This is a genomic window from Agrobacterium sp. 5Ca50 (assembly GCF_055381905.1).
In genome coordinates this window covers 685,402-711,414 of record NZ_AP026439.1, presented here as the reverse complement: position 1 = coordinate 711,414, position 26,013 = coordinate 685,402, and the positions used below count along the sequence as shown (strand labels likewise).

19 protein-coding genes and 1 pseudogene are annotated in these 26,013 nt (G+C 55.6%); 8 read left to right on the top strand and 12 right to left on the bottom strand.

The features are described from left to right. Positions 1-94: 94 nt before the first annotated feature. From ACZ5FM_RS20810 to ACZ5FM_RS20790, 5 genes are all read left to right on the top strand, one after another. Positions 95-1,909, top strand: coding sequence for a methyl-accepting chemotaxis protein (locus tag ACZ5FM_RS20810; protein ID WP_464040613.1), 1,815 nt, complete (start codon positions 95-97; stop codon positions 1,907-1,909). 3 nt (positions 1,910-1,912) lie between these two features. After that, positions 1,913-2,407, top strand: coding sequence for a chemotaxis protein CheW (locus ACZ5FM_RS20805; protein WP_464040612.1), 495 nt, complete (start codon positions 1,913-1,915; stop codon positions 2,405-2,407). A gap of 13 nt (positions 2,408-2,420) precedes the next feature. Next, a complete protein-coding gene (locus tag ACZ5FM_RS20800) occupies positions 2,421-3,269 on the top strand; it encodes a CheR family methyltransferase (protein ID WP_312947712.1) in 849 nt (282 codons plus the stop codon). Positions 3,270-3,277: 8 nt separating this feature from the next. Next, on the top strand, positions 3,278-4,369 hold the full coding sequence (locus ACZ5FM_RS20795) for a protein-glutamate methylesterase/protein-glutamine glutaminase (protein ID WP_464040611.1): 1,092 nt from the start codon (positions 3,278-3,280) through the stop codon (positions 4,367-4,369). 124 nt (positions 4,370-4,493) lie between these two features. Then, the gene (locus ACZ5FM_RS20790) at positions 4,494-5,195 is read left to right on the top strand and encodes a ParA family protein (protein ID WP_250985195.1); all 702 of its coding nucleotides are present in this window, start codon (positions 4,494-4,496) and stop codon (positions 5,193-5,195) included. A 25-nt stretch (positions 5,196-5,220) separates the two neighbouring features. On the opposite strand, the gene ACZ5FM_RS20785 is transcribed toward ACZ5FM_RS20790, so the two are convergent. The 9 genes from ACZ5FM_RS20785 to ACZ5FM_RS20745 form a co-directional block, all read right to left on the bottom strand. After that, the gene (locus tag ACZ5FM_RS20785; RefSeq protein ID WP_464040610.1) at positions 5,221-6,960 is read right to left on the bottom strand and encodes a chemotaxis protein; all 1,740 of its coding nucleotides are present in this window, start codon (positions 6,958-6,960) and stop codon (positions 5,221-5,223) included. Between the two features lie 217 nt (positions 6,961-7,177). Next, complete coding sequence (locus ACZ5FM_RS20780; RefSeq protein ID WP_464040609.1) at positions 7,178-7,783, bottom strand: TetR/AcrR family transcriptional regulator; 606 nt, start codon at positions 7,781-7,783, stop codon at positions 7,178-7,180. 252 nt (positions 7,784-8,035) lie between these two features. Beyond that, positions 8,036-9,001 (bottom strand): citrulline utilization hydrolase CtlX, encoded by a 966-nt coding sequence (gene ctlX / locus ACZ5FM_RS20775; protein WP_464040608.1) that lies wholly within the window; start codon positions 8,999-9,001, stop codon positions 8,036-8,038. A gap of 4 nt (positions 9,002-9,005) precedes the next feature. Next, positions 9,006-10,307 carry a peptidase T gene (gene pepT, locus ACZ5FM_RS20770; RefSeq protein ID WP_464040607.1) on the bottom strand — a complete coding sequence of 434 codons (1,302 nt, stop codon included), beginning with the start codon at positions 10,305-10,307 and terminating at the stop codon, positions 9,006-9,008. 174 nt (positions 10,308-10,481) lie between these two features. Continuing rightward, positions 10,482-11,786 carry a CapA family protein gene (locus ACZ5FM_RS20765; RefSeq protein ID WP_464040606.1) on the bottom strand — a complete coding sequence of 435 codons (1,305 nt, stop codon included), beginning with the start codon at positions 11,784-11,786 and terminating at the stop codon, positions 10,482-10,484. A 247-nt stretch (positions 11,787-12,033) separates the two neighbouring features. After that, positions 12,034-13,698: a dipeptide ABC transporter ATP-binding protein gene (locus ACZ5FM_RS20760; protein ID WP_464041069.1), complete on the bottom strand. Its 1,665-nt coding sequence runs from the start codon at positions 13,696-13,698 to the stop codon at positions 12,034-12,036. A gap of 101 nt (positions 13,699-13,799) precedes the next feature. Next, the gene (locus tag ACZ5FM_RS20755) at positions 13,800-14,708 is read right to left on the bottom strand and encodes an ABC transporter permease (protein ID WP_464040605.1); all 909 of its coding nucleotides are present in this window, start codon (positions 14,706-14,708) and stop codon (positions 13,800-13,802) included. 12 nt (positions 14,709-14,720) lie between these two features. After that, positions 14,721-15,698, bottom strand: a complete 978-nt coding sequence (locus ACZ5FM_RS20750; RefSeq protein WP_312948444.1) for an ABC transporter permease — start codon at positions 15,696-15,698, stop codon at positions 14,721-14,723. A 4-nt stretch (positions 15,699-15,702) separates the two neighbouring features. Beyond that, entirely contained in the window at positions 15,703-17,250 is a 1,548-nt protein-coding gene (locus ACZ5FM_RS20745; RefSeq protein WP_464041068.1) for an ABC transporter substrate-binding protein, read from the bottom strand. Between the two features lie 539 nt (positions 17,251-17,789). On the opposite strand from ACZ5FM_RS20745, the gene ACZ5FM_RS20740 reads away from it, so the two are divergent. Beyond that, on the top strand, positions 17,790-18,017 hold the full coding sequence (locus ACZ5FM_RS20740; RefSeq protein WP_464041067.1) for a helix-turn-helix domain-containing protein: 228 nt from the start codon (positions 17,790-17,792) through the stop codon (positions 18,015-18,017). 614 nt (positions 18,018-18,631) lie between these two features. Continuing rightward, complete coding sequence (locus ACZ5FM_RS20735; RefSeq protein WP_464040604.1) at positions 18,632-19,507, top strand: glycosyltransferase; 876 nt, start codon at positions 18,632-18,634, stop codon at positions 19,505-19,507. A gap of 184 nt (positions 19,508-19,691) precedes the next feature. Here ACZ5FM_RS20735 and ACZ5FM_RS20730 read toward each other — a convergent pair whose 3' ends face one another. After that, positions 19,692-20,156 (bottom strand): outer membrane protein, encoded by a 465-nt coding sequence (locus tag ACZ5FM_RS20730; protein ID WP_464040603.1) that lies wholly within the window; start codon positions 20,154-20,156, stop codon positions 19,692-19,694. Positions 20,157-20,882: 726 nt separating this feature from the next. Further along, a pseudogene (locus ACZ5FM_RS20725) lies at positions 20,883-21,014 on the bottom strand (TraC family protein); the annotation flags it as partial. 253 nt (positions 21,015-21,267) lie between these two features. Here ACZ5FM_RS20725 and traA point away from each other — a divergent pair. After that, on the top strand, positions 21,268-24,882 hold the full coding sequence (gene traA, locus ACZ5FM_RS20720; RefSeq protein ID WP_464040602.1) for a Ti-type conjugative transfer relaxase TraA: 3,615 nt from the start codon (positions 21,268-21,270) through the stop codon (positions 24,880-24,882). A 51-nt stretch (positions 24,883-24,933) separates the two neighbouring features. Here traA and ACZ5FM_RS20715 read toward each other — a convergent pair whose 3' ends face one another. Continuing rightward, entirely contained in the window at positions 24,934-25,947 is a 1,014-nt protein-coding gene (locus ACZ5FM_RS20715) for an NAD-dependent epimerase (RefSeq protein ID WP_464040601.1), read from the bottom strand. Positions 25,948-26,013: the final 66 nt, after the last annotated feature.

Sequence of the window (26,013 nt, the reverse complement as noted above, 5' to 3'; positions counted from 1 at the left end):
ACAGGTGGATGTATCGCCCCGCTGCATTCTTAAAGCTTTTCTTCCGTGGAACATGAAGAGCCAACTTCGCACATCACTGTCATCGGGGACATACATGCGTCTGACTATCAAACTGAAATTGGCAATGGCCTTCGGTCTTGTTATTACACTGCTCGCCATCACTGCGGGCTACGGCATTTATAGCCTGGCAAATCTTAATCAGGCCGTGACGGACATCATCGCAGGTCCGGCGCACCGGCTGGAGACCGCTCAAAACCTCAGCAACCTCCAACTTCGGATCACCCGCTCTCAGATGAACATGGCAACGGCAACCAATAGTGCGGACGTGACAAAATACATCGAAGCCAGCGCTACCAACCGTCAGCGCTTCGAAGAACAGGTCAATGAACTCGAACAGGCAGCCCCGACGGAAGAAGGCAAGCGTGCTTGGAGAGATGTCCGCGCTGCGAGCCTTCGCCTGTTCGCGATTGACGATCAGATCCGGGAATTTGCACGGGTCAACAACGCGACAGAGGCAGTCCGTCTTGCCACTGGCCAGGGACGGCTCATCGTGGATGAAATTGAGGCCTTGATCACAGCTCGCGTCGACGCGAACAAGGCTGCAATGGTCCAGGCAGACCAAGACACCAACGAGCAGTACATGGCAACCCGCAACTACATCGTCGGTCTGACAGTGATCGCGCTCGTGCTTGCGGTTATCGCAGCTCTGTGGATTGCTATCGGTATAAACCGCGGCTTGAAGAAAATCATGGTTGTCGCAGAAGCTGTTGCTCTTGGCGATCTGAACCAGGATGTCGACATCCAGACGAATGACGAAATCAAGGACCTCGTTAACCGCATCAATGTGATGACCGGCAATCTGCGCAACACGGCTTCTATCGCAGACCAGATTGCTGACGGTGACCTGACAGTGACGCCAACACCGCTGTCCGACAAGGACACGCTCGGATTGGCATTGGAACGCATGGTTGAGCGCCTTCGCGGCGTTGTGGCAGACGCACTCTCTGCCTCAGACAATGTCTCTTCCGGTAGCCAGGAACTGTCTGCAAGTTCTGAGCAGCTTTCTCAGGGTGCAACCGAACAGGCATCATCCGCCGAAGAAGCCTCTGCTTCGATGGAAGAGATGGCAGCCAACATCAAGCAGAACGCCGACAACGCCGCTCAGACCGAAAAGATTGCCCGTCAGTCATCTAAGGATGCCGAAGCAAGCGGCGAGGCTGTGGGTCGTGCGGTAAGTGCAATGCGTACCATCGCTGAAAAAATCTCGATTGTTCAGGAGATCGCACGTCAGACAGACCTTCTCGCTCTCAACGCCGCTGTGGAAGCAGCCCGTGCGGGTGAACATGGCAAGGGTTTTGCGGTCGTCGCTTCCGAAGTCCGCAAGCTCGCCGAACGCAGCCAGGCAGCTGCATCGGAAATCAGTTCACTCTCCGGTGAGACCGTTCAGGTCGCGACGGAAGCGGGCGAAATGCTCAACCGCCTCGTGCCCGACATCCGTAAGACTGCAGAATTAGTATCCGAAATTTCGGCCGCATGCCGTGAGCAGGATATCGGTGCCAGCCAGATCAACGAAGCCATTCAGCAGCTGGACAAAGTCACGCAGCAAAACTCCGGTGCCTCCGAAGAAATGTCTGCAACATCTGAAGAGCTTGCCGCACAGGCTGAAGAACTGCAGAGCAGCATCGCTTTCTTCCGCGTTGACCGTACGGTAGTTCCGCAAGCCGCTGCGGTTCGCAAACCTGCCGCAAAGCCTGTAATTGCTGCACGACCTGTCGCCAAGGCTCCAGCATCGAGATCCGCAACAGCGAACTCGGTCGCATCTCAGCAAGCTCGGGCAAAAGGCTTCGCTCTCGACATGTCCATGGGCGGACCGGACGCAGGCGATGCAGATTTTAGAGAAAGTGCCTGATCTATGACCAATGTATCCTCCGAAGGTCAGTTTGTTACATTCAGCCTGGGCGACGAAGTCTTTGCGGTACCTGTTGAGGTGGTTCGTGAAATCCTCGATCATGAGGATGCATTCAAGATCCCACACGGACCGGATTATCTTCTTGGCTTGCGCGATGTGCGTGGACAAGGCGTTCCGGTCATTGACCTCAGACTTCGCTTAGGCATGAGCGGGACGGTCAAGACACCCCACACCAGGATGTTAGTTCTCGATATTCCAATGACCGAGCGCGTACTTGCGCTCGGCTTGGTGGCCGACAAGGTATTTGAGGTCACGCCGTTCAGGGGTGACCAGATTGAAACCGCTCCTGACATCGGGGTAAACTGGAGTTCGGACTACATAGCCGGAGTGGTACGACGGGAAACTGACTTCGTGGTGATCATCGATCTCGCACGGTTGTTCTCCGATGCTGCCGGGGTGCTTTCGCGCCCATTCAGCCGCCCTGACCAAGCCGCATAAAGGAGCTTTTGTCTTGAATGCGACTGCAAGAAACACCTTTGATGACAGCCTGAGCCAACGGGACTTTCGTCAACTCGCGGCTTACATCTATGATTATTGCGGCATCAAGATGCCCGATACAAAACGATCAATGCTGGAAGGTCGCCTTCGCAAGAGATTGCGGGCGACAGGCTGTGGGACATTCAGCGCCTACTGTAACTACGTGTTTCGAGAAGGTGGCATGGATGCAGAGTCCATTCACCTGATCGATGTCGTTACAACCAACAAGACAGACTTTTTCCGTGAACCGAACCATTTTGAGTACATGGAACAAGTCGTCCTGCCGACACTCGCGAGAGACGGTCATCGTCGCATTCGCACCTGGAGTTCGGCATGTTCAACAGGTGCGGAACCCTACACAATGGCCATGATATTGGCGGAAGCTGTCGAAAGGAACGTGATCCAGGACTACAGTATCCTGGCAACGGACCTTTCAACGGATGTCCTGAAAAAAGCGCACAGTGGGGTTTACCCGCGTGATCTTGTAGAGCCTGTACCCGCCTCACTGGCAAAAAAATATGTGATGCAGCCGGTGGACAAACACAGGACCGACGTTCGTATCTCTCCCGCATTAAGGTCGAAGGTAGGGTTCGCACGCCTTAATCTGATGGACGCGAAGTATCAGATCGGCGAACCCGTTCAGATGATTTTCTGCCGGAACGTCCTCATCTACTTCGACAAGAAAACGCAAGTCCACGTGTTGTCGCGACTTTGTGAAAACCTTGTCTCAGGTGGATATTTGTTTATCGGTCATTCTGAAACCGTCACGGGGATCGACCTTCCGATACGACAAGTTGCCAACACCGTGTTCAAGAAGAACTAACCAGCGTTATGTCCAAGAAGATCCGCGTCCTCATCGTTGACGATTCTGCGAGTGTCCGCCAGACGCTCACAGCGGTCCTGCAATCCGATCCGCAGATCGAAGTGATCGGCGCAGCGGCCGATCCCTTTATCGCCGCCAAGCGAATACAAGAAGAGATCCCCGACGTCATTACACTAGATGTGGAGATGCCGCGTATGGACGGGATCACCTTTCTCCGCAAATTGATGTCACAACATCCGATCCCTGTGGTGATGTGTTCCTCATTGACGGAATCCGGCTCGGAAACCCTGCTGCAGGCTCTCGAAGCCGGCGCCGTCGATATTATCCTCAAGCCCAAAATTGGCGCAGCAGACCATCTTGCAGAGTCTGCCATGAGGATATGCGAAGTCGTGAAAAGTGCTGCACAGGCAAGGCTAGGACGTCGTAAGGTTACGTCCGCCCGCCAGTCGGAACTCAGTGGGCCAACTGCCAAGCTGACGGCTGATGCAGTTCTTCCTCCTCCCTCGGGCAAGGCGATGGCTCGCACCACGGAAATGGTCGTCTGTGTGGGTGCCTCGACCGGTGGCACAGAAGCACTTAGGGAAATGCTGGAGAAACTTCCTGCCAATACCCCAGGCATCGTCATTGTCCAGCATATGCCGGAAAAATTCACCGCCGCTTTTGCCAAACGTCTCAACAGCCTGTGCGAGATGGAAATCAAGGAAGCGGCCGACGGTGACCCCGTGTTGCGTGGTCATGTGCTGATTGCACCCGGGGACAAACACATGTTGCTGGAACGTCAGGGCGCGCGTTATCATGTGTCCGTGCGCACCGGCCCGCTGGTATCACGCCACCGCCCGTCTGTTGACGTGCTTTTCCGTTCGGCAGCGCGCGCCGCCGGCGCCAATGCCATGGGTGTCATCATGACCGGCATGGGTGACGACGGCGCACGAGGCATGCTGGAAATGCATCAGGTTGGTGCTTTCACCGTATCTCAGGATGAAGCAAGTTCTGTCGTCTTCGGCATGCCGAAGGAAGCCATTGCCCATGGCGGTGTCGATAAGATCCTGCCACTCGACCGCATTGCTGCGGAAATATTGGCCGAAGATCGCCGGCGATAATCAGATTTCCGGCGGCTATTTTACTGTTCATTAACCATGTTGGCGAATGATGGACGCACCACCATGCGACCCGGTGCGTCCTGTGAGGCATGAACGTCTCTGTCAAAATTTCGGATCTGCGGCCATGTCAGTCATCACGTTTGCAAACACCAAGGGCGGCGCGGGCAAAACAACCGCAGTCCTGTTGCTAGCGACTGAACTTGCCCGTCGGGGCCTGCGCGTATGTGTGATTGATACCGATCCACAGCGCTGGATCTCACGGTGGCGCGATGCCGCCGATTACCGGGTCAGCTTTACAGTCATTACTTACGTCACCGCATCCAACTTGCAGCAGCATGTGCTGGACAGCCGCAAGGCCTTTGATCACGTCATCATCGACCTGCCAGGCGCACAATCACCTTTGCTGGCCACAGCAATCGGTCTCTCAGATCACGTCATGATCCCCGTGCAGGGAAGCACGATGGACGCGCAAGGTGGTGCCCAAGTGCTGGAACTGCTGCGTTATCTCTATGAGAAGGCCAATATCAGCATTCCGCATTCCGTTGTGCTGACCCGCGTCAATTCACTGGTTACCACACGCGCCTTGCAGGCTGCACGTCAACTATTGGCCTCGCGTAATGTGCATGTTCTGGATACGCCAATCATCGAGCGCTCTGCATTCCGCGACATGTTCGAATTTAACGGTTATCTGCACATGATGAACCCGGCGCAGGTGAGCAACCTGGACAAGGCCATTCACAACGCCGGATGTTTTGCAGATGAAATTCTGCGTCTGCTTCCGGCCTCAACAGCCAAACGCAAGTCGGACATGATGCGCGCCGCCTGAACAAGTTCAGGCAGCACCGACCGGTTTAGAACAAAGCGTCAGCGAACAGGTCGTCATCGTCGTTTACGGATGACGAGCTAACCGTTGCTTTGGCGGGGCCGAGATCAACCGGGAAATACTGGGCGTGAATGTCACGCTCCTGCGCCATGGTGTAAAGCTTGTAAATCCGGTTCGAGAAGGGCTGGATTCTTTCGCCGATTGACGCGACGTCAGTCGAACCACCGTTCAAAACGCTGGCGGACAGTCCGCAGCACTCATCCAGAACGTTGCCAAGTTCGTTTTCAAAATCGAGTTTCACAACAGCCGAGCTGATACGGCTGAACACGGCCTGACCTTCCCGCGCCAGGTCCTCCATGCCAGCTTCCATTTCAGTTTTGGCACCGGTGACGGCAGCAAGTGCGTCGCGCAGAGGCTGGCTGAGGTCATTGGAAGGATTGGTTTCATTGAGACCAAGTTTGCCGATGGCCGTTTCGATCTGCTGCAGGTCGGACACGATCGCGTCTGCAGGACTTTCCAGCTTCTCCGCGAATACCCGCAATTCAGCGCTCACCACATTAACAGAACGTCCTTCATCACCCAGTTTGGAGCAACGAAGGTTGGAGTTCAAAGCCATGTAGTGAATTTCTGTCTTGATGGAACGCAGTACCCCCATGCCTCGGAGCAGGTCGTCCGCAGTTTGTGTAACCGTGCTCACAACAGCATCGGCATCCGTACTGCTACCCTGCACACGTTCTGCCAGTTGACAGGCCTTGGAGATATCACGCTCCATAAGCTGCAAGGCACCGCCACCGCCCTGGCGCGTGTTCTCAACGAGGTTATCGCGCAGGGACAGAATACGTGCAGCGTCATCGGCGAAGCTGGAAATACCTGCGAAAATCTTGCGGCAGTCCCGCTGCAGATCTGTCGTGGTTTCCTCCAGCTGTGCATTCACGAGAACCGCAACCGCTTCTTTCAATGTATCGACTTCATCCTGAGAGAGCTCCCTGCCCTCATCCGAATTCAGATATTCATCCAGCATCTGCATGGTCGACTGAACATGCTCGATGCGCTGGCGTGTGATGTCGCCGATCTGCAAAGATGACAGTGCGGAGGCAATCTTGCTCTGAACGCCCTGCGCAATGGATTTGACCTGCGCAGCCATCTGTTTCATTTCGCGGTGCTGTTCGCCCACCAGCGCTGAATTGCGCTTCAAACCTTCAATGATTTCCGGGATCGTTGCCTGAAAATCCTTTAAGATCGCTGCAGAGAAATTGCGCGCCTTGCCAAGCTGCTGGCGCATGGTTTCAAGATAGGTACCAAACTTGCCAACTTCGTCAGCACCGAACTGAATACGCTCACGGATTTCGTCAGCAAAGGAAGAAAATTCGGCAATACCCGCGCCGGTAATCTTCACCGTGATGGCAAATGTCTTGAGATAGCGGATTGTCTCTCTGATATCATCGAGATGATTGTCCGTCGACTTGCAGAATTCAGCCATGGCTTCAAACGCCACCTGCCGCTGCTGCTCGGTATCAGGCAGACGGGCAAGGTCTTCAATCGTCTTGCGCATGCCGGCAATCGCCGCATCAGCAGTACCGCCATCCATCGTACCGGCCATGCGGTCGAGAATTGCAATCAGATCACTCAAAATTTCCATGACGGAAACCAGCACTGAGCCGCCATCTAGAAAGGTCTTTTCGATGCGAGCATGCGCAACCGACAAGCCTGTCGACAGGTCCGCTCGATGATCAATTATATTGGTTGTGAGTTTACGTTGTGCGTTCACTATTCTTTTCCCAACCGCCCTGTTTGAAGGCAAGCTAGGTGGAATATGGAAATGACAGGTAAATTCGAGCGCCTGTTCTAAAACAGAACAATTTGAAGGTTAATGAACTGAGTCACATATCACTAGAATTGCAATGGATCTGTCACAGCAAGGTCTCTACACCCTGTCTTATCTCGACTGTGAAGCGAATTTCTTGTGCTGATCTAAGAACTTGATGTCACTGCGCAGGATGATGGAATATCGCCACGATTTGGCGAGCAATGTCTTCCGGTGAAAGACGCCCTGCCCGATACCAGCCAGCCACCTTATTGAGCAATGTCAGCAACAAAAGGCGATAAATGCCGCGGTCAAGAGCTGGATCGAGCGGTAGCGCGTTGACGAGTTCTGTAAACAGCGCCTCAAAAGCATCGCGCTTCAGGATCAGTTTTTCACGGACCGCAGGTGGCACTGACTGAAAATCATTCATCAGCGGCAAGGTCAATGAATTCGGGTCAAGCTGGATATCCAGCATGGTGATACATGCGACTTCCAGCCGCTTCCAGGGATCCTCAACGCCTTCGATGGCGGCGCGAATACGGTCCTCACCCATTTGCAAGGCCATATCATGGACTTTGACAAACAGGGCTTCCTTGGACTTGATGTAATGGTAAAGCGAACCGCCGAGCAGCCCGACTTTTTCACCTATGTCGCGGATGGAGGTCGCTGCAAACCCACGCTCGGCAAATAGCGTACCTGCTGCTTCTAGTACCTCGAGATGGCGGTCGGTTAATCTGGAAACTCCATCAAGCGACGCATCGCTGCTCTTGTAAGCTTTCTGTTTCAAGTTGGGAACGTCCCTAGCTAATGAACTGCACATCACGACGCAGCGAGCGAAGTAGGACTACGTTGCAATCAGGTTCAAGCCTTTGATCTGATTGTTGGGCTGCCGTCCATTTCTATTGCTAGTAACAATTTCTGCCGCTGCCAATCAAATAATCACTTACCCCGAGCAGCCTTGACGGCCTTTTAATAGTAACAAAGTGTACTGGTTTCCTGAGAACTGTAAGCACTTCCTCGAACGAGCAGACGCCATCCTCTATTTGAGGTCCCAGGAGGAACCGTTGCTGTGACGGATTGGGCTCGTTTCCCTCGGTGCCAAATGGATCCCAGCGAGAGTACACCGCACTGAACCACCGGCCATTTCAATGGTCGGGATATCGAGCGCAACGATGGGTGTCCGTTCTTCGATTGCCTGGCGCTGGATGGGATCGAGAGACGCCAAAGCCGTTGTCGACATGGCGAGAATCCGTCCCGATTTGCTCTGGAGCTCAAGAGCGTTGCCTGCAAATCTGCCGATCTGGTCGTGTCGCAGTTCAATGATATGTCGGCCTGAGCGTTGCAGGCGCGCTGCTAATTCGTTGCATCGCTCGACGTCAGGAATAAGGTCCGTGCCAATCATGGCGATATCCGTGCCGATGCACATCAAAACGTTGGTATGATAGACAGGAACCCCGTTGGCATCGAAGGCATCAAACACCATGGGCTCAAAGCCGAACTTCGTTGCAAAGCGTTCAAGGATGACGGGATCCGTGCGGTCTGACCTTACCGCATAGGCAACACGATCGATGTGATCAAGCACCATGGCGCCGGTGCCTTCGAGAAACAGTCCGTCCTGCTCAAGTCCGGAATAGTCAACGACTTCCTGAACGCGGTAGGTGGATTTGAGCATCTCGATGATATCGAACCGGCGCTCCAGCCGACGGTTTTTTGCTTTCATCGGATAGATGGCAATATGCCCACCGGCATGGGTGGAAAACCAGTTATTGGGAAACACCGAATCCGGTGTCTCTGTCCCCTCGTCCTCAAACAGGTGAACCGTGACGCCGTGGCTGCGCAACGTCTGGGCGGCCATGGTGATTTCCTGCCAGGCTTTCTGGGCAAGGTGCTTTGTATCGGTGCATTGCGCCTGGAAGCTGTTGTCCTTTGCCGTCTGAGCGTTGACGGTAAAATGACGTGGTCGAACCATGACGACGGCTGCCGGTGCCTGTGGAGAATGAAACATCGCGTCACGCCTTCTCAGCGGTGGGATTGAATGGGTGTTGCCCATTGTCTGAGACAGAGGACAGTCCAGCCAGTTTGCAGATTGTCGTCGCGGTCTCATAGGACTTCACGAAGGCACTGATCGGCAGAAACTCGAAGCGGGAATGAAAATTGTGGGCGCCGGTGAAGAAGTTCGGTGTCGGAATGCCGCGTGCCGATAATGCGGCCCCATCGGTGCCGCCGCGCATGGGAATGACGTTGGGTTCAATTCCGACATGTTCGAAAGCTTGAAACAGCAGGGTGGCGGCGCGCGGGTCGCTGGCCAGATGATCCCCGATGTTGGCATAGGTGTCGGTGATGATGGTCTGGATGGTACCCGTGGGGTAATCGGCCTCGATCAGTTCGACAACCTCCGTGATACGGGCCTTGCGCTCTTCAAAGCGTTCCCGGTCGAAATCTCGGATCATCACCTTGAGGCGCGCTTTGCTGTCATTGGCATCGAGGTCCTTGAACCAGAAGTAGCCCTGCCTGCCCTCGGTATGTTCTGGCGTGTCGGCCGGATCGAAATGCGACACGAAATCCATAGCCATCAGCAGCGGATTGACGAGAACACCCTTGGCGGACATCGGATGGGCAGTGACCCCGGTAAAGATGATCTCGGCCGTTGCAGCATTGAAGTTCTCGATGACAACTTCGCCCTGCTCACAGCAATCAATGGTATAGGCGAAGTCGCAAGGGAAGCGGTTGAGGTCGAGTGCCTTGGCACCCCGCAGTCCGATTTCCTCATCGGGAACGAAGGCAATGGCGATATCGCCAAGTGTCTGTTCAGTATCCAGGCGTGCCAGCAAGGTCATGATGGTGGCAATGGCCGCCTTGTTGTCGGCGCCGAGCACACTGGTACCGTCGCTGAAAATGATGTCCTCGCCCGCCCAGCGTTTGATCTCCGGGTGATCACTGACCCTCAACCAGATATCCTGCTCGGGGTTGAGGCAGAGATCGAGACCTTCGAAGCGTTTGATCTGCGGGTGGATGTCGGGAGACAGGCCGACATCGACTGTATCGAGATGGGCGATAAAGCCGATGCAGGGCGCGTCAGGATTGTTGCCACGCCTGACTGCCGTGACGATTGCACTGTTATCAACCACCACATCGCAAAGGCCAAGTTGACGCAGTTCGTCGGCCAGTAGCCGGGCGAGGTCAAGTTGTTCCGGCGTTGATGGCAGGGTGGCTGCCGCCGCATCACTCTGGCTCTCGATGCCGACATAGCGAAAGAACCGCTCAACGAGTTCGTCACGAATGTCCGTTGCAGCCTGTGTTTCTGGTGTCATGTTATCATCCGCATTCTGAGGCATTGCTGTTGACTGTCTACCGCTCAATATCTGCTTGAGGCTGTAGGCCAGGTGCACTTTTTGAGCATCCGCCAATGACGAGAAGGGGCGAAGCGCTGTCGACAATGGCCTTTGATCCCTTTCCCCGCTTCAGTCGTCCGCTGGTTTGCACCATCATGATGTGCGCTGCCTGGTATACCCGGCGTTGATATGCTCTTTTGCGGCGACCACGTCGATATCCCTGGTGTCCAACCGTAGAGAACCTATACCGTCTGACACATCAATCTCTGTTCCCAGCCGGTGCGACTGCTCCTGAAACCTTGTGAGAATACGTGTCGCCCGTTCCCCGGTGGCCAGATAGGGCGCACGGCGCAACGACAGATCCGGGTCCGACATGGTGTCTTCTCCACCAATCACCACCGGATGAAACACGATATCCGTGAGTGTATTGTCATGATCGAAAGCGCAGGACGCAATCACGCTCTCCCACACCTCCGGCGCCTGCCAGTTTGCTGTTGCCGGTACGTGGAAGATGAAGTTGCCCAAGCTGTAGAAGATCGGACGGCCGCGATAAATCTCCAGCGGCTGCAGAACCGGTGCACCATGGCTGAGGAACATCGCGGCACCAGCGTCGATGCATTGACGGGCAACGGATGCCACCCAGTCCGGCACCTGGTACCAGTTGGACGCCCAATGATGATGATGCAGATAGGCAACCACAAGTGCCCCGTCTTCGGCAGCAGCGGTGATGGCCTGCAGGTTTCGTTCGAAATCGGCGATATCGATGCGGACGTTGCGGCCAAAACGACCGGCTCGTTTGAATATTGTCCGGCCGATTGCCAGTTCATCGTGAGGGTCGACGTAAGGCGGGTCATTGGGCTGGCTGTCATTGGCAAGATCCGTCGATGTATAACCGACCCTGTCGCGAATTGCCCTCAGCTGAGCAAAGGCAGTATCATCGACCTCCAGCAGCTGGGTGAGTTTAAGGCGATTGATGCCGGGACGGTCTGGCCGCAACAGTCCGCCATCGGCTGCATACATGATATCCGGTCCGGGTCCGCCATCCATGGCAACCATGGCAACTCGCCGGTTGCCGACGATCCCCTGCCCGGCCCGCGCTGCCTCGGCGTGATTGCGACCGGCACCTGCATGCAGGAAACCACGGCGATCGGCTTCTTCCAGTGTGGACAGTACGCCTGATGGACCGAGATCAAAGGCATGATTGTTGGACAGTGCCAGCGCACCGATGCCGAGATCATTTAGGGCATCGAGCACCGCCGGTTCACTGCACCCGAAATATGACCCTTTGAGCGGCCAGCCACCATGGCTGCCGAGGATGGTGCTTTCGAAGTTGGTGAAGGAGAGGTCTGCCTGTCGCAGCACCTGTTTGACGGCCTGGAAACCCGGGCTCTTGATATCACGGATATCGTGTTTGATGAGGGACTGGCCGGTGACAGCCACTGTAAATCGATTGGTCATGGGTTATTACCTGTTGTTGCCAACGAGATGGCATTGGATTGGCTGTGACTATGCCCGAAGATTGACGGGCATCGAGCGACGAGGAGCGCAACGACTGGCGCCGGAAAGACGATGGCAAGCAACGGCGTAAGCCGCCCGTTCTTGACCCGTTGCCAATTCCCTTTACCGGTTCCTTGCCCCACTGCCCGGCGTCCCGGGCCTCGGAGTGCAGAGTTGCCGAGCAGGCATGTCGCTCAATGTTTGTCGTTCAACGCGAAAACCGCCTTGGCCGGGCGTCGATCAGGCTGCGGGTGTAGGGATTTTGTGAGTTGGAAAATATCTCGTCACAGCTTCCCCTGTCTTCGATCCTGCCGTCTTTAAAAATCATCACCGACTGGCAAAGCTGCTGCACGACGGCCAGATCATGGGAGATGAACAGCATCGAAAGATCACGGGCTTTGACGGTGTCGCGCAAAAGCTGGATGATCTGTGCCTGAACAGAGACGTCGAGTGCCGAGGTCGGCTCGTCGGCGATGATAATGCGCGGTTGGGCCAGAAGCGCCCTTGCAATACACACGCGCTGTTTCTGTCCGCCTGAGAGTTGATGCGGAAAACGGCTGAGCAACGAGACGGGTAGTCCCAACCCTTCCATCATCGCTTCGATCTCGTAATGCGCATCCCGGTTTCTGAGACCTGCCCCGAAACGGATGGCTTCGCGCAATGTCTCTCCAATGCGCATGCGTGGATTGAGCGAGACTGCCGGATCCTGGAAAATCATCTGCACCTGACCGATGAGGCCACTGCGATGGCCAGGCCTGGTTACATCATAGCGTTGCCCGTCCAGCGTGAGTGTCCCGGATGACGCCGTCACAAGACCGGCCAGAATACGTCCGATCGTTGACTTGCCACTACCGCTTTCGCCAACAATGCCGGTGATCTCGCCGCGTGGCAGAACGAAGGAGATGTCATCAAGGGCGGGCCGGGAACCGTCCCTGCCCCGTCTGTCGAATGACACCACGTTGGTTGGGGCAAAGGTTTTGGTGATGCCGGAGACCAGAACAATCGGGTCTCTCATTGCACTGTCGTTTTTACCGATGTCGCTTTGCTCTCTGGCGATTTGATTGTGCAATGGCGGGTCATTGGGTGTCAGGTGGAGGCGTGGCACTGCCGCCAGCAGCTCGCGGGTGTAGTCTTCTCTTGGATTGTCGAGGACCCTGTCGGTTCTGTCGAACTCGACCACCTTGCCGTTGCGCATGACCAGCACATGGTCAGTGACCTCGGAGACCACACCCATATCGTGGGTGACGAGGATGACCGATACACCGGTCTGGTCGACGATGCTGCGCAAGAGATGCAGGATCTGCTTTTGGACCGTGGCATCGAGTGCAGAGGTCGGTTCATCGGCGATGATGATATCGGGTGAGCCAGCCAGCGCCATGGCAATCACCGCACGCTGTCTTTGTCCGCCCGAGAACTGATGCGGGAAGTTGCGGTAACGGCGGTCGGGTTCGCGGATACCAACCTGTTCCAGTAACTCCAGCGACCGATCATGCGCGTGTCGTGCAGACATCTGCGGATTATGGGCAATCACCGTCTCGAGCAGTTGCGCCCCGACCGACATCAGCGGATCCAGTGAGGCGGTATGATCCTGGAACACCGCCGAGATTTTCTGGCGCCTGCTGGCGTGATGTGAAGTCTCGATGGCATCGATCGCCGACCCATCAAGCATGATGGTTCCGGAGACCTGCTGCATGCCCGGGGCCATCAGGCCGAGAACGGCATTGCCGATAGACGATTTGCCAGCCCCGGATTCTCCGATAATGCCAAGGATCTCCCCTCGCCCAAGGGTAAAGCTGACATCGCTGAGGATGGTGTGTGTTCCACCCGGCGATCGGTGGCGCAGACCAAGGTTCTTGACCTCGAGCAGCGGCATTGCGTCGGCTGTCAGTATATGCGTTGTGAGTACCTTCGTTCCCGTTGAGTGGGTTGATCGTGGATCGTTTGAAGAGACAGGATGATTGGACAGGGCTGGTGTCATCGCAGATTACTCCCGGGATCAAGGCGAAGACGGACGTGTTCACCGGTAAAATTGATGGTGGCGATCAGGCAAAACAGTGCAAGCCCCGGAAACAGGCTGATCCAGTACTGACCGGTCAGAAGATACTGGAAACCATTGGCAACTGCCGAACCAAGCGACGGTTTGTCGAGCGGCACGCCAAGGCCAAGGAATGACAGCGTGGCCTCAAGGGCAACGGCATGCCCGACTTCAATGGGGATGAGACTGATGGCCGGTGCAATGCTGTTGGGCAAAAGGTGGCGGAAGATCACCCGGCGGGTTGGCAGCCGCATCAGCCGTGCGGCATCCATATAGGGTTTTTGTGTCTCGCTAAGTGCCACACCGCGCACCAGCCGTGCATAGGCCGCCCATTGGGCAATCACCAGCGCAAGAATGATACGGTCAACACCCGGTCCGAGCGCCACGATGGCAATCAGCGCCACCAGAATGGTCGGCAGGCTAAGCTGCAGGTCGACGATGCGCATGATGACGACATCGACCCACCCTTTAAAATACGCCGCCGTCACACCGGCCGTCAGCCCGATGATGGCGGCAAGGGCCGCACTGGTGAACGACACGACCAGGCTGATCTGCAAGCCATAGAGAATGGTGCTGAAGATATCGCGGCCAAGGCCATCCGTGCCCAGCAGATAGGTAAACCCGCCACTGCCAACTGTGCCCGGTGGTGATGACGCCTCCCAAGCGTAGATCTGGAGCGGATCATAGGGGTTTTGCGGCGAGATCAGTGGTGCGGCAATGGCCGCCACGATAGACAGGCCAAGCAGCACAGTGGATAGGTGCAGATAGGCTGACAGCCAGGTTGGCAACAGCGGGCCATGCCCTGAGCTGCTGCGCATGCCAAGTGCCCGCAAGATGAGCGGTTTCATATCCATCCTCCCTTATGATGACGTTCGCACGCGTGGATCGATCACGACGTAGTAGAGATCGACCAGTGCGTTGAGCAGGACGAAGGCAACGGCGGTGAAGGTCAGCGTTGCCATCACCACCGGCCGGTCGAGCAGCTGGATGGAATCGATCAGCAGCTTGCCGATGCCCGGCCATGCGAAGATGGTTTCGACGACAACCGCAAAGGCCAGCATGCCGCCGAACTGCAGCCCGATGATCGTCACCAGTGGCACGCTGATATTGGGCAGCGTATGGGCAAACAGGATACGGCGTGGTGACAGACCACGGGCCCGGCTGAAGCGCGTGAACTCCTGTCTTTCGATCTCGATCGTGCCTGACCGTGTCAGGCGGGCAATCAGTGCGATATTGGGAATGGCCAGCGCCAGCATTGGCAGCACCATGTGCCTGAGGCCTTCACCGGTAAACAGGCTCCACTCGGTGCCCATCACGGTGGTGGTCGGTCCCCTGCCCCCCGACGGAAACCATCCTGTCAGGATGGCACCGGTCAGGATCAGCATCATGCTGAGCCAGAAGGAGGGAATGCTGAGGGCAAAGACGCTGCCACGCAGCACGATCCGGTCGAGAGTTGAGCCTTTGCGACGTCCGGCAACGAGGCCAAGCCCCACCCCGGCGGTTGCCGCAACCAGCATGGCCAGCGAGGCAAGCTCCAGCGTCGCGGGCAGTTTGCTCATCACCAGATCGAATGCCGGCTGGTGGTAGATGTAGGAGGTGCCGAACTGACCGCTCAGCACATTTTTGAGGAACAGCCCGTATTGCTGCCAGATCGGCAGATCAAGACCAAGCGCGATCGTGGCACGCCTGATATCCTCAGGCGTGGCGGTTTCGATATTGACGACGTTGAACACCGGATTGCCGACGCTGTGAATGCCGATGAAGCCGATCAGCGACATGGCCAGCAGCAACAGCAGAGCCTGGGTCAGTCGCCCTGAGACGGCAGAGAGAATGGCCATCCGCTTACTCCGTCGCTGCCTTGGTCTGCATCGCTGTGGTCCAGCCGCGCGGATGCATGACATAGGAACCGACCTTGGGACCAAAGCCGACAATGTGGTGGAAGTGGTAGAGCGGGATGATCGGCTGGTCCTGCATGACAAGTTCGGTCGCGTCTGCCAGTGCCTGATTGCGAACCTCACCCGCTTCAATGCCTTGCGCCTTGGTCAGCAGCGCATCAAACTCCGGATTGCTGTAGTGGCCGAAGTTCAGCGCACCGGTACCGCGCTCCTTGTCCTGTGTCGCGACCAGCGCATGCAGGATGATGTCGACCGCCTCCCCTGAGGTGCCGCCATACCAGACGGCATAGTCACCGGCAGCACGTTTGGTGTTGAACACCGAAAATGGCGAGGCCTGCGGGCGCACAGACACACCAATGCGTGCCCAGCTCTGTGCCACCGCCTGCAGACTGTCGCCATCACCGGGATAACGCCCGGCGGGACCGGCAAGAATGACATTAAAGCCATCTGGAAAACCGGCCTTGGTCAGAAGCTCTTTTGCGGCATCATAATCCGGTGCTGCGGCCTTCAGCTTCGCCGAGGTGCCCGGCAGCCCCTCGGGAAACACCTGCGAGGCGGCCGTGCCATACCCCGACAGGATTTTTTCCACGATCACGTCGCGGTCGGTTGCCATGGCAAGAGCGCGTCTGACCTGCACATCCCGGAACGGGTTTTTGATAGCGGACCCCGCCTTGTCGGTAACGCCTGCAACCGCTTCTTTCTCGACATCAAACTGCAGGAAGTTGATCCGGGCCGCACTGATACTGGCGACATCGGCGCCGCGCTGTTTGAGAGAGCCGACATCGCGGGCCGGAATGGCATCGGCAATATCGACATCACCGGTCGACAGGGCTGCCACACGGGCAGCCGGGCTTTCCATCACCCGGAAGCTTACCGACGGCCATGCCGGACGATCACCCCAGTAGCCGTCATAACGGGTCAGTTGCAGGGTCTCGCCGGAACTCCAGCGCTCGAACCTGTAGGGCCCGGTGCCATTGGATGCCTGGCCACCATTGAGTTCTTCCGTGGTCTGAAAACCCTCGTCCGGCTTGTGCATGATAAACACCGACGACATCAAAAGCGGCAGGTTGGGTACGGCTGTGCTTGTCTCGATAACCACAGTCAGCGGGTCAGTTGCCGTGACTGTCTTGATGCCGGTCACGTAGGAACGATAGCCCCCGCTCGGCGATTGCAGAAAATCCCGGATACGCTCGATGGAATAAACGACATCATCAGCGGTAAACTCCGATCCATCCTGGAACTTGACGCCATCACGCAGTTTGAACTCCCACTGCGTCTCCGATACCATAGACCATGACACGGCAAGGCCGGGTTTAAGGGCAAGCTGCTCATCCTGGTACACCAGCCGCTCATAGATATGCGACAGCAGCGATGTATTCTCGTTGAGGTTGGCGTAATGCGGATCCAGCGTCATCAGCTTGTAGGATGTTGCGATCCGCAGTTCTGCCTGTGCCCCGGTCTGGGCCAGGGCTGCTGGCCCGCTGAACACTGTCATGGACAGGATGGCCGCAGTGATCGCGACGGGACGAAATGCATATGCAAAGTTCATGAGATAGTTCCCTCTTTGTTATTGGAATAAAGGCGACCGCACTCCGCGCTGTGGTTGCCCACATCGAGAGGTTTGCGGTTGCTGTTCTGAAATTCTGGGGCCACAAAAGCCGAACGCGGGTCACATTCCTGTCCGGGTCAGGAAATCACGAGCACCGCTCTTGGCAGTTTACGCAGCTGCGCTAACTGGCCGGATAGGTCCGTTTTATTGGAAAAATCGACGACAGAAGACGCGACCATGCGTTGCACCCTGCCCGCCAGGAAGTTGCAAAAAGTTGCACAAAGGTGCTTGATATGAAATCAGGTCTCGCGATTGCAGACAAAGTTCTGCTATTGTCGGAATCAGCCATGATCCGAGCTCCCAAACAGCTTGATTGTGGTCAGGCTGCATTTGGTGCTCGTAACACCGAATGCAGCCGTTTCAATATGCGAAACTATACAAGGCAACTTACAGATGCGCAACCGAAATCATCATGGTATGGTGATATGAAGGGAATTCAGTGCAAACTTGCGCGGGTTGCTTTGGGGTGGGGTGTTCTGGAACTTGCTAAAAATGCTAACGTTTCGACACAAACTATTACGCGTTTGGAACGGGACGAACAATTGCGCCCAGCCACACTCGAAAGCATAAAAACAGCGCTCGAAAACGCTGGTATCGAGTTCATCGATGCAAATGGCGGTGGTGTCGGAGTGCGTTTCAAAAACCCATCGTGACTATTGATACACTCAAGCGCAACGCCGTTAGCAAATCCAAGAAAATAACTAGCGCGTAAATCCGGGCAGCAATAGCGCGCAAACGATGGACGCCTCAAGATCCGGCGCGTTTAACCTCCTAACAGTCCAAACAGCAGCACCCACTGCAGTGATAGCGCGCTACGAAATTCCCACAGAAGCCATAGACGCCTAGGCCTCCTTGCCTAAGGAAATAATGCATCAAGGGCAGCGAAACACGATTTGAGACTACCGACCTGCGTAATCAAGAAAATGGCCTCAAGGCCATGGTAGATCGTGAAAGAAAGGTGACTGCCAACGCGCCTTCGGTTTGTTAAGGTGCGAACAACATAAGCATCTCATTCAGAATGGTAAGGAGCTGCTCCTGTGAGCAAGGATAACTCGTCAAATCGGGTATTCTTTCTGACTTCAGGCTATCCAGCACCAACTATAGCACTATCGGGCTCTCGCGAGGATCGGTCATTGATGTAACCTCTATTGTTCGCGCAACCTCAGCTTAGAATTAGACGATGCACACCCCACCAAATGCCTAAGGGGTGATTGCAATATAGTTTTGGTTGTGCGATCCAATCGATACGACGCCAAGGAAATTTTTTGTGTTTTTTGGACTAAAAAAAAGCTTTTCAAAAGCAATTGCAAGTAAGGACAGCATACCGCTCTCGTACTTTAGTGACCTGCCAAAAAAGCCTGCTGCACCCGACGTCGAGGTCGCGGTCCATATGCTTTGGGTTAATGGAGAGCTGAGCAACCTCGAACGGCTCTCATGCTCCAGCTTCGTTAAAAACGGATACCGTGTTCAGCTCTGGACATATGGCGATATGCGTGAAGTTCCCGCTGGTGTGGAGCTGTGCGACGCGCGCGAAATCCTGCCGGAAAGCCGCATTTTTCGCTATTACAATGGCAGCTACGCGGGTTTCGCCGATCTGTTCCGCTATGCCGTCCTTTGCGTGAAGGGTGGTCTTTGGTCCGATCTCGACGTCATCTGCATGCTTCCTGCTTTGCAGTTGAAAGCAAAGGCAGTTGATGGCTTCGTCGTAACGGAACACAAAATGGATGGACGTCATTACCGGCTGAACAACAATCTGATCTACCTCCCCCAACCGAAATCCGGCGATATCATCGATCTCGCCCTTGCGATTGCGGAGCGCTACGACACCCAGAAGCTGCGATGGGGCGATTGCGGACCGAGGCTATTAACGATGCTTGCCAGAAACTACCCGGTGGTCGTACCCACGTTGATGGAACCGGATTTCGCCAATCCGCTCCTGCCCGCTGAATGCCCCCGCGCCCTCTTCAAGAAAGGCACCCGTCTGCCCAAGAGCACTGGCTTTCTGCACTGCTATAACGAGCGATGGCGCAAGAAGGGCTTCGACAAGAACAGCCCATGGCCGACAACGACACTTTTGGGCCGATTGGCAGACCGATACCTGCCTGAGTTATCGGCTCCAACGAGCAAGCGCATAAACGGCTGATTGAAAAGCAGCGAAGCTCTCCTCGTCCAGACTGCCGGTTGCGCGGACCGTAGTGTTGCGATTGAAATCCATGGACGGCCCCTTACATGTGTTGCATGATCCCACACGGCACATGTCTAAGCAAGCGAACAACCACCCCCACCCATTTGATAATAGGGTGATGGTTATCTTGGCGGCCGCGCGCTCAAAATTTGTAATTAAGGCCGATACGAACGGTTTTCACGATCAAATCCGCGACGTAACTGGATATGCCCCCAAATCCAGAAACACTGAGATGCTTCGCGGTACCATGGTCGCCATACAAATACTCAGTTCGCAACCAAAGTTTTCCAATCACGGCATAGTCTGCACCTGCACCAACAATCCAACCAACATTACTGCCATTGAGGCTAGCGTACCGGCCCAACACATCTATGTCCACAGTAGACTTAACCTGACCGTATGCGACACCCGCAGCTACATACGGCATGAATAGATCGAAGGCGCAGCCAGCGCGAGCCCGCACAGTGCCGTAATAATCCAAATCGATTTTCGCGGTCGAAATCGCCGTCGTGCGGGCGGACTTTTCAAACGAAAGCGGCGCGAAGTGCTGGTTCTTTCCGTTTGATGCTCTCGAGGTGCTGCGCTCCGCATAACCGCGCCAGTGCACGACAAGGCGACACTACTGGATGACGCTTGGAATGCTGCCGTTAAACACGCCGCGACGATTGCCAATGATTGCATACACCTGATACCTGATCCGGAGCGGCCATCAGGACCATGCTGAACGGACGCGCAAAGCTTCACCCAGATGCACCAGCAAAGCAAGAGGTCTGAGATTGAGCGAAAATGCGAACCCGGAAATGATTGCTACCGCCGAGGCGAACATCAGAGAGGACTAAAGGGCTGGAAAGATATCAAAAGAACAGTTCCAAAAGGAGATGTGGATCGGTTTGACAACGGGACACCAGGCACGTGAGATTCCTCGTGCAAAACCAGCTCGACGATGTTTCCAGCAGCAATCGTGTGCGGAGTATAACGCAGGTTCTCATAGGTGCAGGGATAGGCGTCTATGCCGCAATGGCAGTTTTCACGTTCGGCCGGATCTGGAACAGCACCGAATGTGACCCGCGCCGTTATGGCGCGGCGCACGACGCCTCATGATGCACGAAAAACAGTGCGGCGGGCTCAATGCTCTCGGCAATACTTTTGGCCATTTACACTCAGCGTCCAAGTCCAGAAAGCCAGCGACGAAAGAGCGACATCGTGGAACGCTTGCGCGGCATTACCGCGCCAATCACATGCGTTCTTGGCAAGGTTGTAGGCAATATTGAGCCAGAGAACGAACCGAGTTCGTTCGTCAGTTTTCTAGCCCTCCGATCCAAATTAAAGCGGCGATTTCGATGTCGCCAATCCCAGCCTTTAGTGCAATGCGCCCAATGCGCTCGGCCTCTCTCGTCTCGGCTTCCTTTAGCTGGTCCTGCAGCTTGGCGATTTCCTGCCGAATCTTTGATGATGGTTTCTTCATTTCCGATTGTCCCTTGACGGCATTGATCGTAATTTATGCCATCATGCTCTGTCAGATCGGCGCGCCGATCCACTGACAGAAATGCGAGTAGGCGCAGCCTACGCTTTTGCGCACCATCCCGACCGTTCGAAGGACGGATCCGAAGGGCGCAATTATACGTCGCTATGCGACGTGTTGCTGTAGACCCCTGGCGGGGCCATCCGATCCTGTCGAACACTTCTGATGATGTTCCAGCAAAGGATCTTTTGTCGTTATGGCCGTCCCGCACTTCTCAGTCAGCATCGTTGCACGTGGCTCCGGCCGCAGTGCCGTGTTGTCGGCGGCCTATCGCCACTGTGCAAAGATGGAATATGGGCGCGAAGCCCGAACAATCGACTACACCCGCAAGCAGGACCTCCTGCATGAGGAGTTCGCCATTCCCGCCGATGCCCCTGAATGGCTGCGCGAAATGATCGCCGATCACTCCGTCTCAACTGCGGCTGAAGTCTTCTGGAACAGGGTCGAGGATTTTGAGAAGCGTTCCGACGCACAGCTTGCCAAGGACATAACGATCGCCCTGCCGATCGAGTTGTCACGGGAACAGAACATCGAACTGACAAGGGACTTCGTGGCAGATCACATCACGGCGCGTGGCATGGTGGCTGACTGGGTCTATCATGATGCGCCTGATAATCCGCATATCCATCTGATGACCACATTGCGACCGCTGACCGAAGACGGGTTCGGGCCAAAAAAGATTGCGGTGACAGGTCCGGATGGCAAGCCGCTTCGCAATGATGCCGGCAAGATCGCCTATGAACTCTGGGCCGGTGGCATCGACGACTTCAACGCGCTCCGCGATGGCTGGTTCGCCTGCCAGAACCGTCACCTTGCACGTGCCGGTCTTGATATCACCGTTGATGGCCGCTCATTTGAAAAGCAAGGCATCGATCTCACTCCGACCATTCATCTGGGCGTCGGCGCCAGGGCCATCGAGCGCAAAGCTGACATTGAGGGAAAGGCAGCCGAGCTTGAGCGGCTCGAGCTGCAGCAGGAGCGTCGTGCGGAGAATGCCCGCCGTATCGAGCGTCATCCCGATCTTGTGCTTGACCTGATCAGTCGCGAGAAAAGCGTCTTCGATAGTCACGACATTGCAAAAATCCTGCATCGCTATATCGATGATGCCGCCCTCTTCCAGAGCCTGATGGCACGCATTCTGCAAAGCCCGCAGATCCTGCGGCTTGATCGCGAGAGGATCGACTTTGAGAGTGGTGCGCGGTCGCTCGAGAAGTACACGACGCAAGACCTGATCCGGTTGGAAGCGGGCATGGCAGCCCAGGCGCTCTGGCTATCACGACGATCATCGCACGGCGTTCGTCAGTCAGTGCTCGACACTGCCTTTATCCAACACACCAGACTATCCGAGGAGCAGAAGACCGCCATTGCCCATATTGCCGGGCGGGAACGGATCGCAGCCGTTGTCGGGCGCGCAGGTGCGGGAAAGACAACCATGATGAAGGCCGCTCGTCAGGCATGGCAGGCAGCCGGTTACCGCGTGGTCGGTGGCGCACTGGCTGGCAAGGCTGCCGATGGTCTGGAGAAGGAAGCCGGCATTGTCTCGCGCACGCTTTCCTCTTGGGAACTTCGCTGGAATGAGGGTCGTGATCAGCTTGATGACAAAACGATCTTTGTTCTCGACGAGGCTGGCATGGTGTCGTCACGGCAGATGGCGATGTTCGTCGAGGCGGTAACGAAGGCTGGCGCCAAACTCGTGCTGGTTGGTGATCCCGATCAGCTTCAGCCGATCGAAGCAGGTGCTGCATTCCGGGCCATTGCCGATCGTATTGGATATGCAGAACTTGAGACGATCTATCGCCAGCAGACACAATGGATGCGCAATGCATCGCTGGATCTGGCGCGTGGCAACGTCGCCACAGGCCTGGAGGCGTATGAGCGGGCCGGACTGGTGCGGATTGCGTCCTCACGTCAGGACGCAATTGAGGCGCTGATCGAAACCTGGAACCAGGAGTTCCAAGACCAGTCATCCTCACTGATCCTCGCCCATCGCCGTCGTGATGTTCGTGAATTGAACGAACTGGCCCGTGCCAAATTGGTCGACCGTGGCATTGTCAGGGAAGGTTTTGCGTTCCGTACCGAGGATGGGGTTCGTCATTTTGATGTCGGTGACAGGATCGTCTTCCTCAAGAACGAGGGCAGCCTCGGGGTCAAAAACGGGATGCTGGCCAGGGTCGTGGACGCAGGCCCGGGCCGTGTCGTGGCAAAGATCGGTGACGGTACGAACCGGAGCCAGGTCACTATCGAACAGCGCTTCTATAACAACATCGATCATGGCTATGCGACCACAATCCATAAATCCCAGGGTGCTACGGTTGATTGTGTGAAGGTCCTTGCCTCAAACACGCTGGACCGTCATCTGACCTATGTCGCGATGACGCGGCACCGTCAGACAGCCGAGATCTACGTCGGCATGGATGAGTTCATCGGCAAACGCGGTGGCATTCTCATCGACCATGGTGCTGCACCCTATGAGCACCAACCGGACAACCGCAAAAGCTACTTCGTGACGCTCGCACAGCGTGATGGCCAGCAGCACACCCTATGGGGTGTTGATCTGGCCCGTGCGATCACGGATGCCAAGGCAAATATCGGTGACCACATCGCACTTGAGCACAAGGGTTCACAGCCGGTCACACTGCCAGATGGTACAACAGCCGAACGCAACAGCTGGCATGTTGTACCGTTGCATGAGATTGCCATGGAGCGGTTGAAGCAGCGCCTTTCTCGTGACGGATCCAAGGAAACCACACTCGATTATCAGCAGGCGTCTTCCTATCGCGCCGCGCTGCGATTTGCGCAGACGCGCGGCCTCAACCTGATGAATGTCGCCCGCACGATCGCCAGAGACCGGCTCGCATCGACCATTCTGCAAAAACATCGGTTGCAGGATCTGGGAGATCGACTTGCAACCATTGGCGCAAGGATGTGGCGTGAGATCGACCTCGCAATGGGCCTGAAAGGCGCCAGCAATACCACTGGTCCCCACACGGCAATCAATCCGAAAAGAGAGGTCAAGCCGATGGTGTCCGGCATCACCCTTTATCCCAGGACGATCGAGCAGGTGGTTGATGACAGGGTTGCAGCCGACACTGGCCTGAAGACGCTGTGGGAGGAAGTGTCGATGCGTTTCCATCTTGTTTATGCGGAGCCACAGGCAGCGTTTGCAGCCATCGACGTCAATGCGATGGTGCGCGATCAGGCGACAGCGACAGAGAAGCTTGCCAAAATCCTCAGTAGGCCTGAGACGTTCGGCGCACTCAAGGGCAAGACAGGCTTGTTTGCCAGTCGAACTGACACGACCAACCGTGATCGGGCATTAAACAATGTCACAGCACTTGCAGCCAGCATCAGTGACTACCTGCGTCAGCGCAGTGAGGTGGAACAGCGTCATATTGCCAACGAGACCGCTCGCCGCGAAAGGGTCGCGATTGCAATACCTGCACTTTCTGAGAATGCCAAAGCTGTCCTTAAACGTGTTCGTGAGGCTATCGACAGAAACGATCTGTCGGGAGGTCTCGACTATGCGCTGGCCGACACGATGATCAAAGCCGAGCTTGATGGTTTTGCCAAAGCAGTCTCTGAGCGTTTCGGTGAACGGACGTTCCTGCCGCTCGCAGCCAAAGACAGCGATGGCGCGACGTACCAGCGTGTGACGTCAGGCATGAACACGGCTCAGAAAAAAGAGGTCGCCCAGTCCTGGAAAACCATGAGGACCGCGCAGCAACTGGCCGCCCATGAGCGGACAGCCTCGGCACTCAAGGAAGCAGAGACACTCCAGCAGACAAAGAACCAAGGGATGGTGCTAAGATGATAATACGGGTACCTCAATTATGACCCAACGAACCCGTATACGTAACGAACATCAAGTGTTTACAGCATAATAGCTTTTATACCACTCGACAAATTGCGCGACCCCAACCTTGACCGGCGTGTCTGGATTAAAACCGACCCAACGTTCAAGTTCATCGGTATCAGCCGCGGTTGCCGGCACATCACCCATCTGCATCGGCAGATAGTTTTTTTCAGCCTTCATGCCTAGGGCATCCTCTAGCGCGCCGATGTAGTCCATGAGATGGGTTGGCTGATTGTTGCCTATATTGAATACACGATACGGCACGTTGCTGGTTGAGGGATCAGGATTGGCCGGATCAAAATTAGGGTCGGCCTCGGCAGGTCGATCATTTATTCGCACAACACCTTCGACAATGTCATCGATATAAGTGAAATCACGGACCATTTGCCCGTGGTTGAAGACATTGATCGGCTTACCGTCCAATATTGCTTTAATGAACAGAAACAGCGCCATATCCGGGCGTCCCCACGGACCATAGACCGTGAAAAAGCGCAAACCTGTCGTCGGTAGATTGAACAGATGGCTGTATGTGTGAGCCATGAGTTCATTTGCCTTTTTTGTGGCAGCGTAAAGACTTATCGGGTGGTCGATATTGTGATGTTCGCTGAACGGCAAAGCGGTGTTTCCACCATACACCGAGGACGAACTTGCATAGGCCAGACTTTCAACACCGTTATGCCGACAACCCTCAAGAATATTCAGGAAACCCTGAATGTTGGAATCGATATAAGCGTGCGGATTTTCTAAAGAATACCGAACACCGGCCTGTGCGGCCAGATGAATGACGCGCTGCGGACGGTGTTGTTTGAAGATGCCGGCAACACCATCCTTGTCTTCGACACTCAGCTTGGAAAAGATGAAATTCGGATACTCTTTCAACCGTGCCAAACGCGCTTCTTTTAAAGCGACGTCATAGTAGTCGTTCAAGTTGTCCACACCAATGACCGTATCGCCACGCTCAAGCAAACGAATGCTTGTGTGCATCCCGATAAATCCCGCCGCACCAGTAAGCAGTATTTTCACGACAGACGCTCCAACTCGCAGTTAAGTTCAGTAATGTGTGACTCGTCGCCTCGGCAACGGAACACC

Bases quoted from the DNA above. Each gene is read 5' to 3' on its own strand.
- ACZ5FM_RS20790 (WP_250985195.1), top strand. From the start codon at position 4,494: ATGTCAGTCATCACGTTTGCAAACACCAAGGGCGGCGCGGGCAAAACA.
- ACZ5FM_RS20755 (WP_464040605.1), bottom strand. From the start codon at position 14,708: ATGAAACCGCTCATCTTGCGGGCACTTGGCATGCGCAGCAGCTCAGGG.
- ACZ5FM_RS20795 (WP_464040611.1), top strand. From the start codon at position 3,278: ATGTCCAAGAAGATCCGCGTCCTCATCGTTGACGATTCTGCGAGTGTC.
- pepT (WP_464040607.1), bottom strand. From the start codon at position 10,307: ATGACACCAGAAACACAGGCTGCAACGGACATTCGTGACGAACTCGTT.
- ACZ5FM_RS20810 (WP_464040613.1), top strand. From the start codon at position 95: ATGCGTCTGACTATCAAACTGAAATTGGCAATGGCCTTCGGTCTTGTT.
- ACZ5FM_RS20750 (WP_312948444.1), bottom strand. From the start codon at position 15,698: ATGGCCATTCTCTCTGCCGTCTCAGGGCGACTGACCCAGGCTCTGCTG.
- ACZ5FM_RS20745 (WP_464041068.1), bottom strand. From the start codon at position 17,250: ATGACAGTGTTCAGCGGGCCAGCAGCCCTGGCCCAGACCGGGGCACAG.
- ACZ5FM_RS20805 (WP_464040612.1), top strand. From the start codon at position 1,913: ATGACCAATGTATCCTCCGAAGGTCAGTTTGTTACATTCAGCCTGGGC.
- ACZ5FM_RS20740 (WP_464041067.1), top strand. From the start codon at position 17,790: ATGAAGGGAATTCAGTGCAAACTTGCGCGGGTTGCTTTGGGGTGGGGT.
- ACZ5FM_RS20765 (WP_464040606.1), bottom strand. From the start codon at position 11,786: ATGACCAATCGATTTACAGTGGCTGTCACCGGCCAGTCCCTCATCAAA.
- ACZ5FM_RS20760 (WP_464041069.1), bottom strand. From the start codon at position 13,698: ATGCCGCTGCTCGAGGTCAAGAACCTTGGTCTGCGCCACCGATCGCCG.
- ctlX (WP_464040608.1), bottom strand. From the start codon at position 9,001: ATGTTTCATTCTCCACAGGCACCGGCAGCCGTCGTCATGGTTCGACCA.
- traA (WP_464040602.1), top strand. From the start codon at position 21,268: ATGGCCGTCCCGCACTTCTCAGTCAGCATCGTTGCACGTGGCTCCGGC.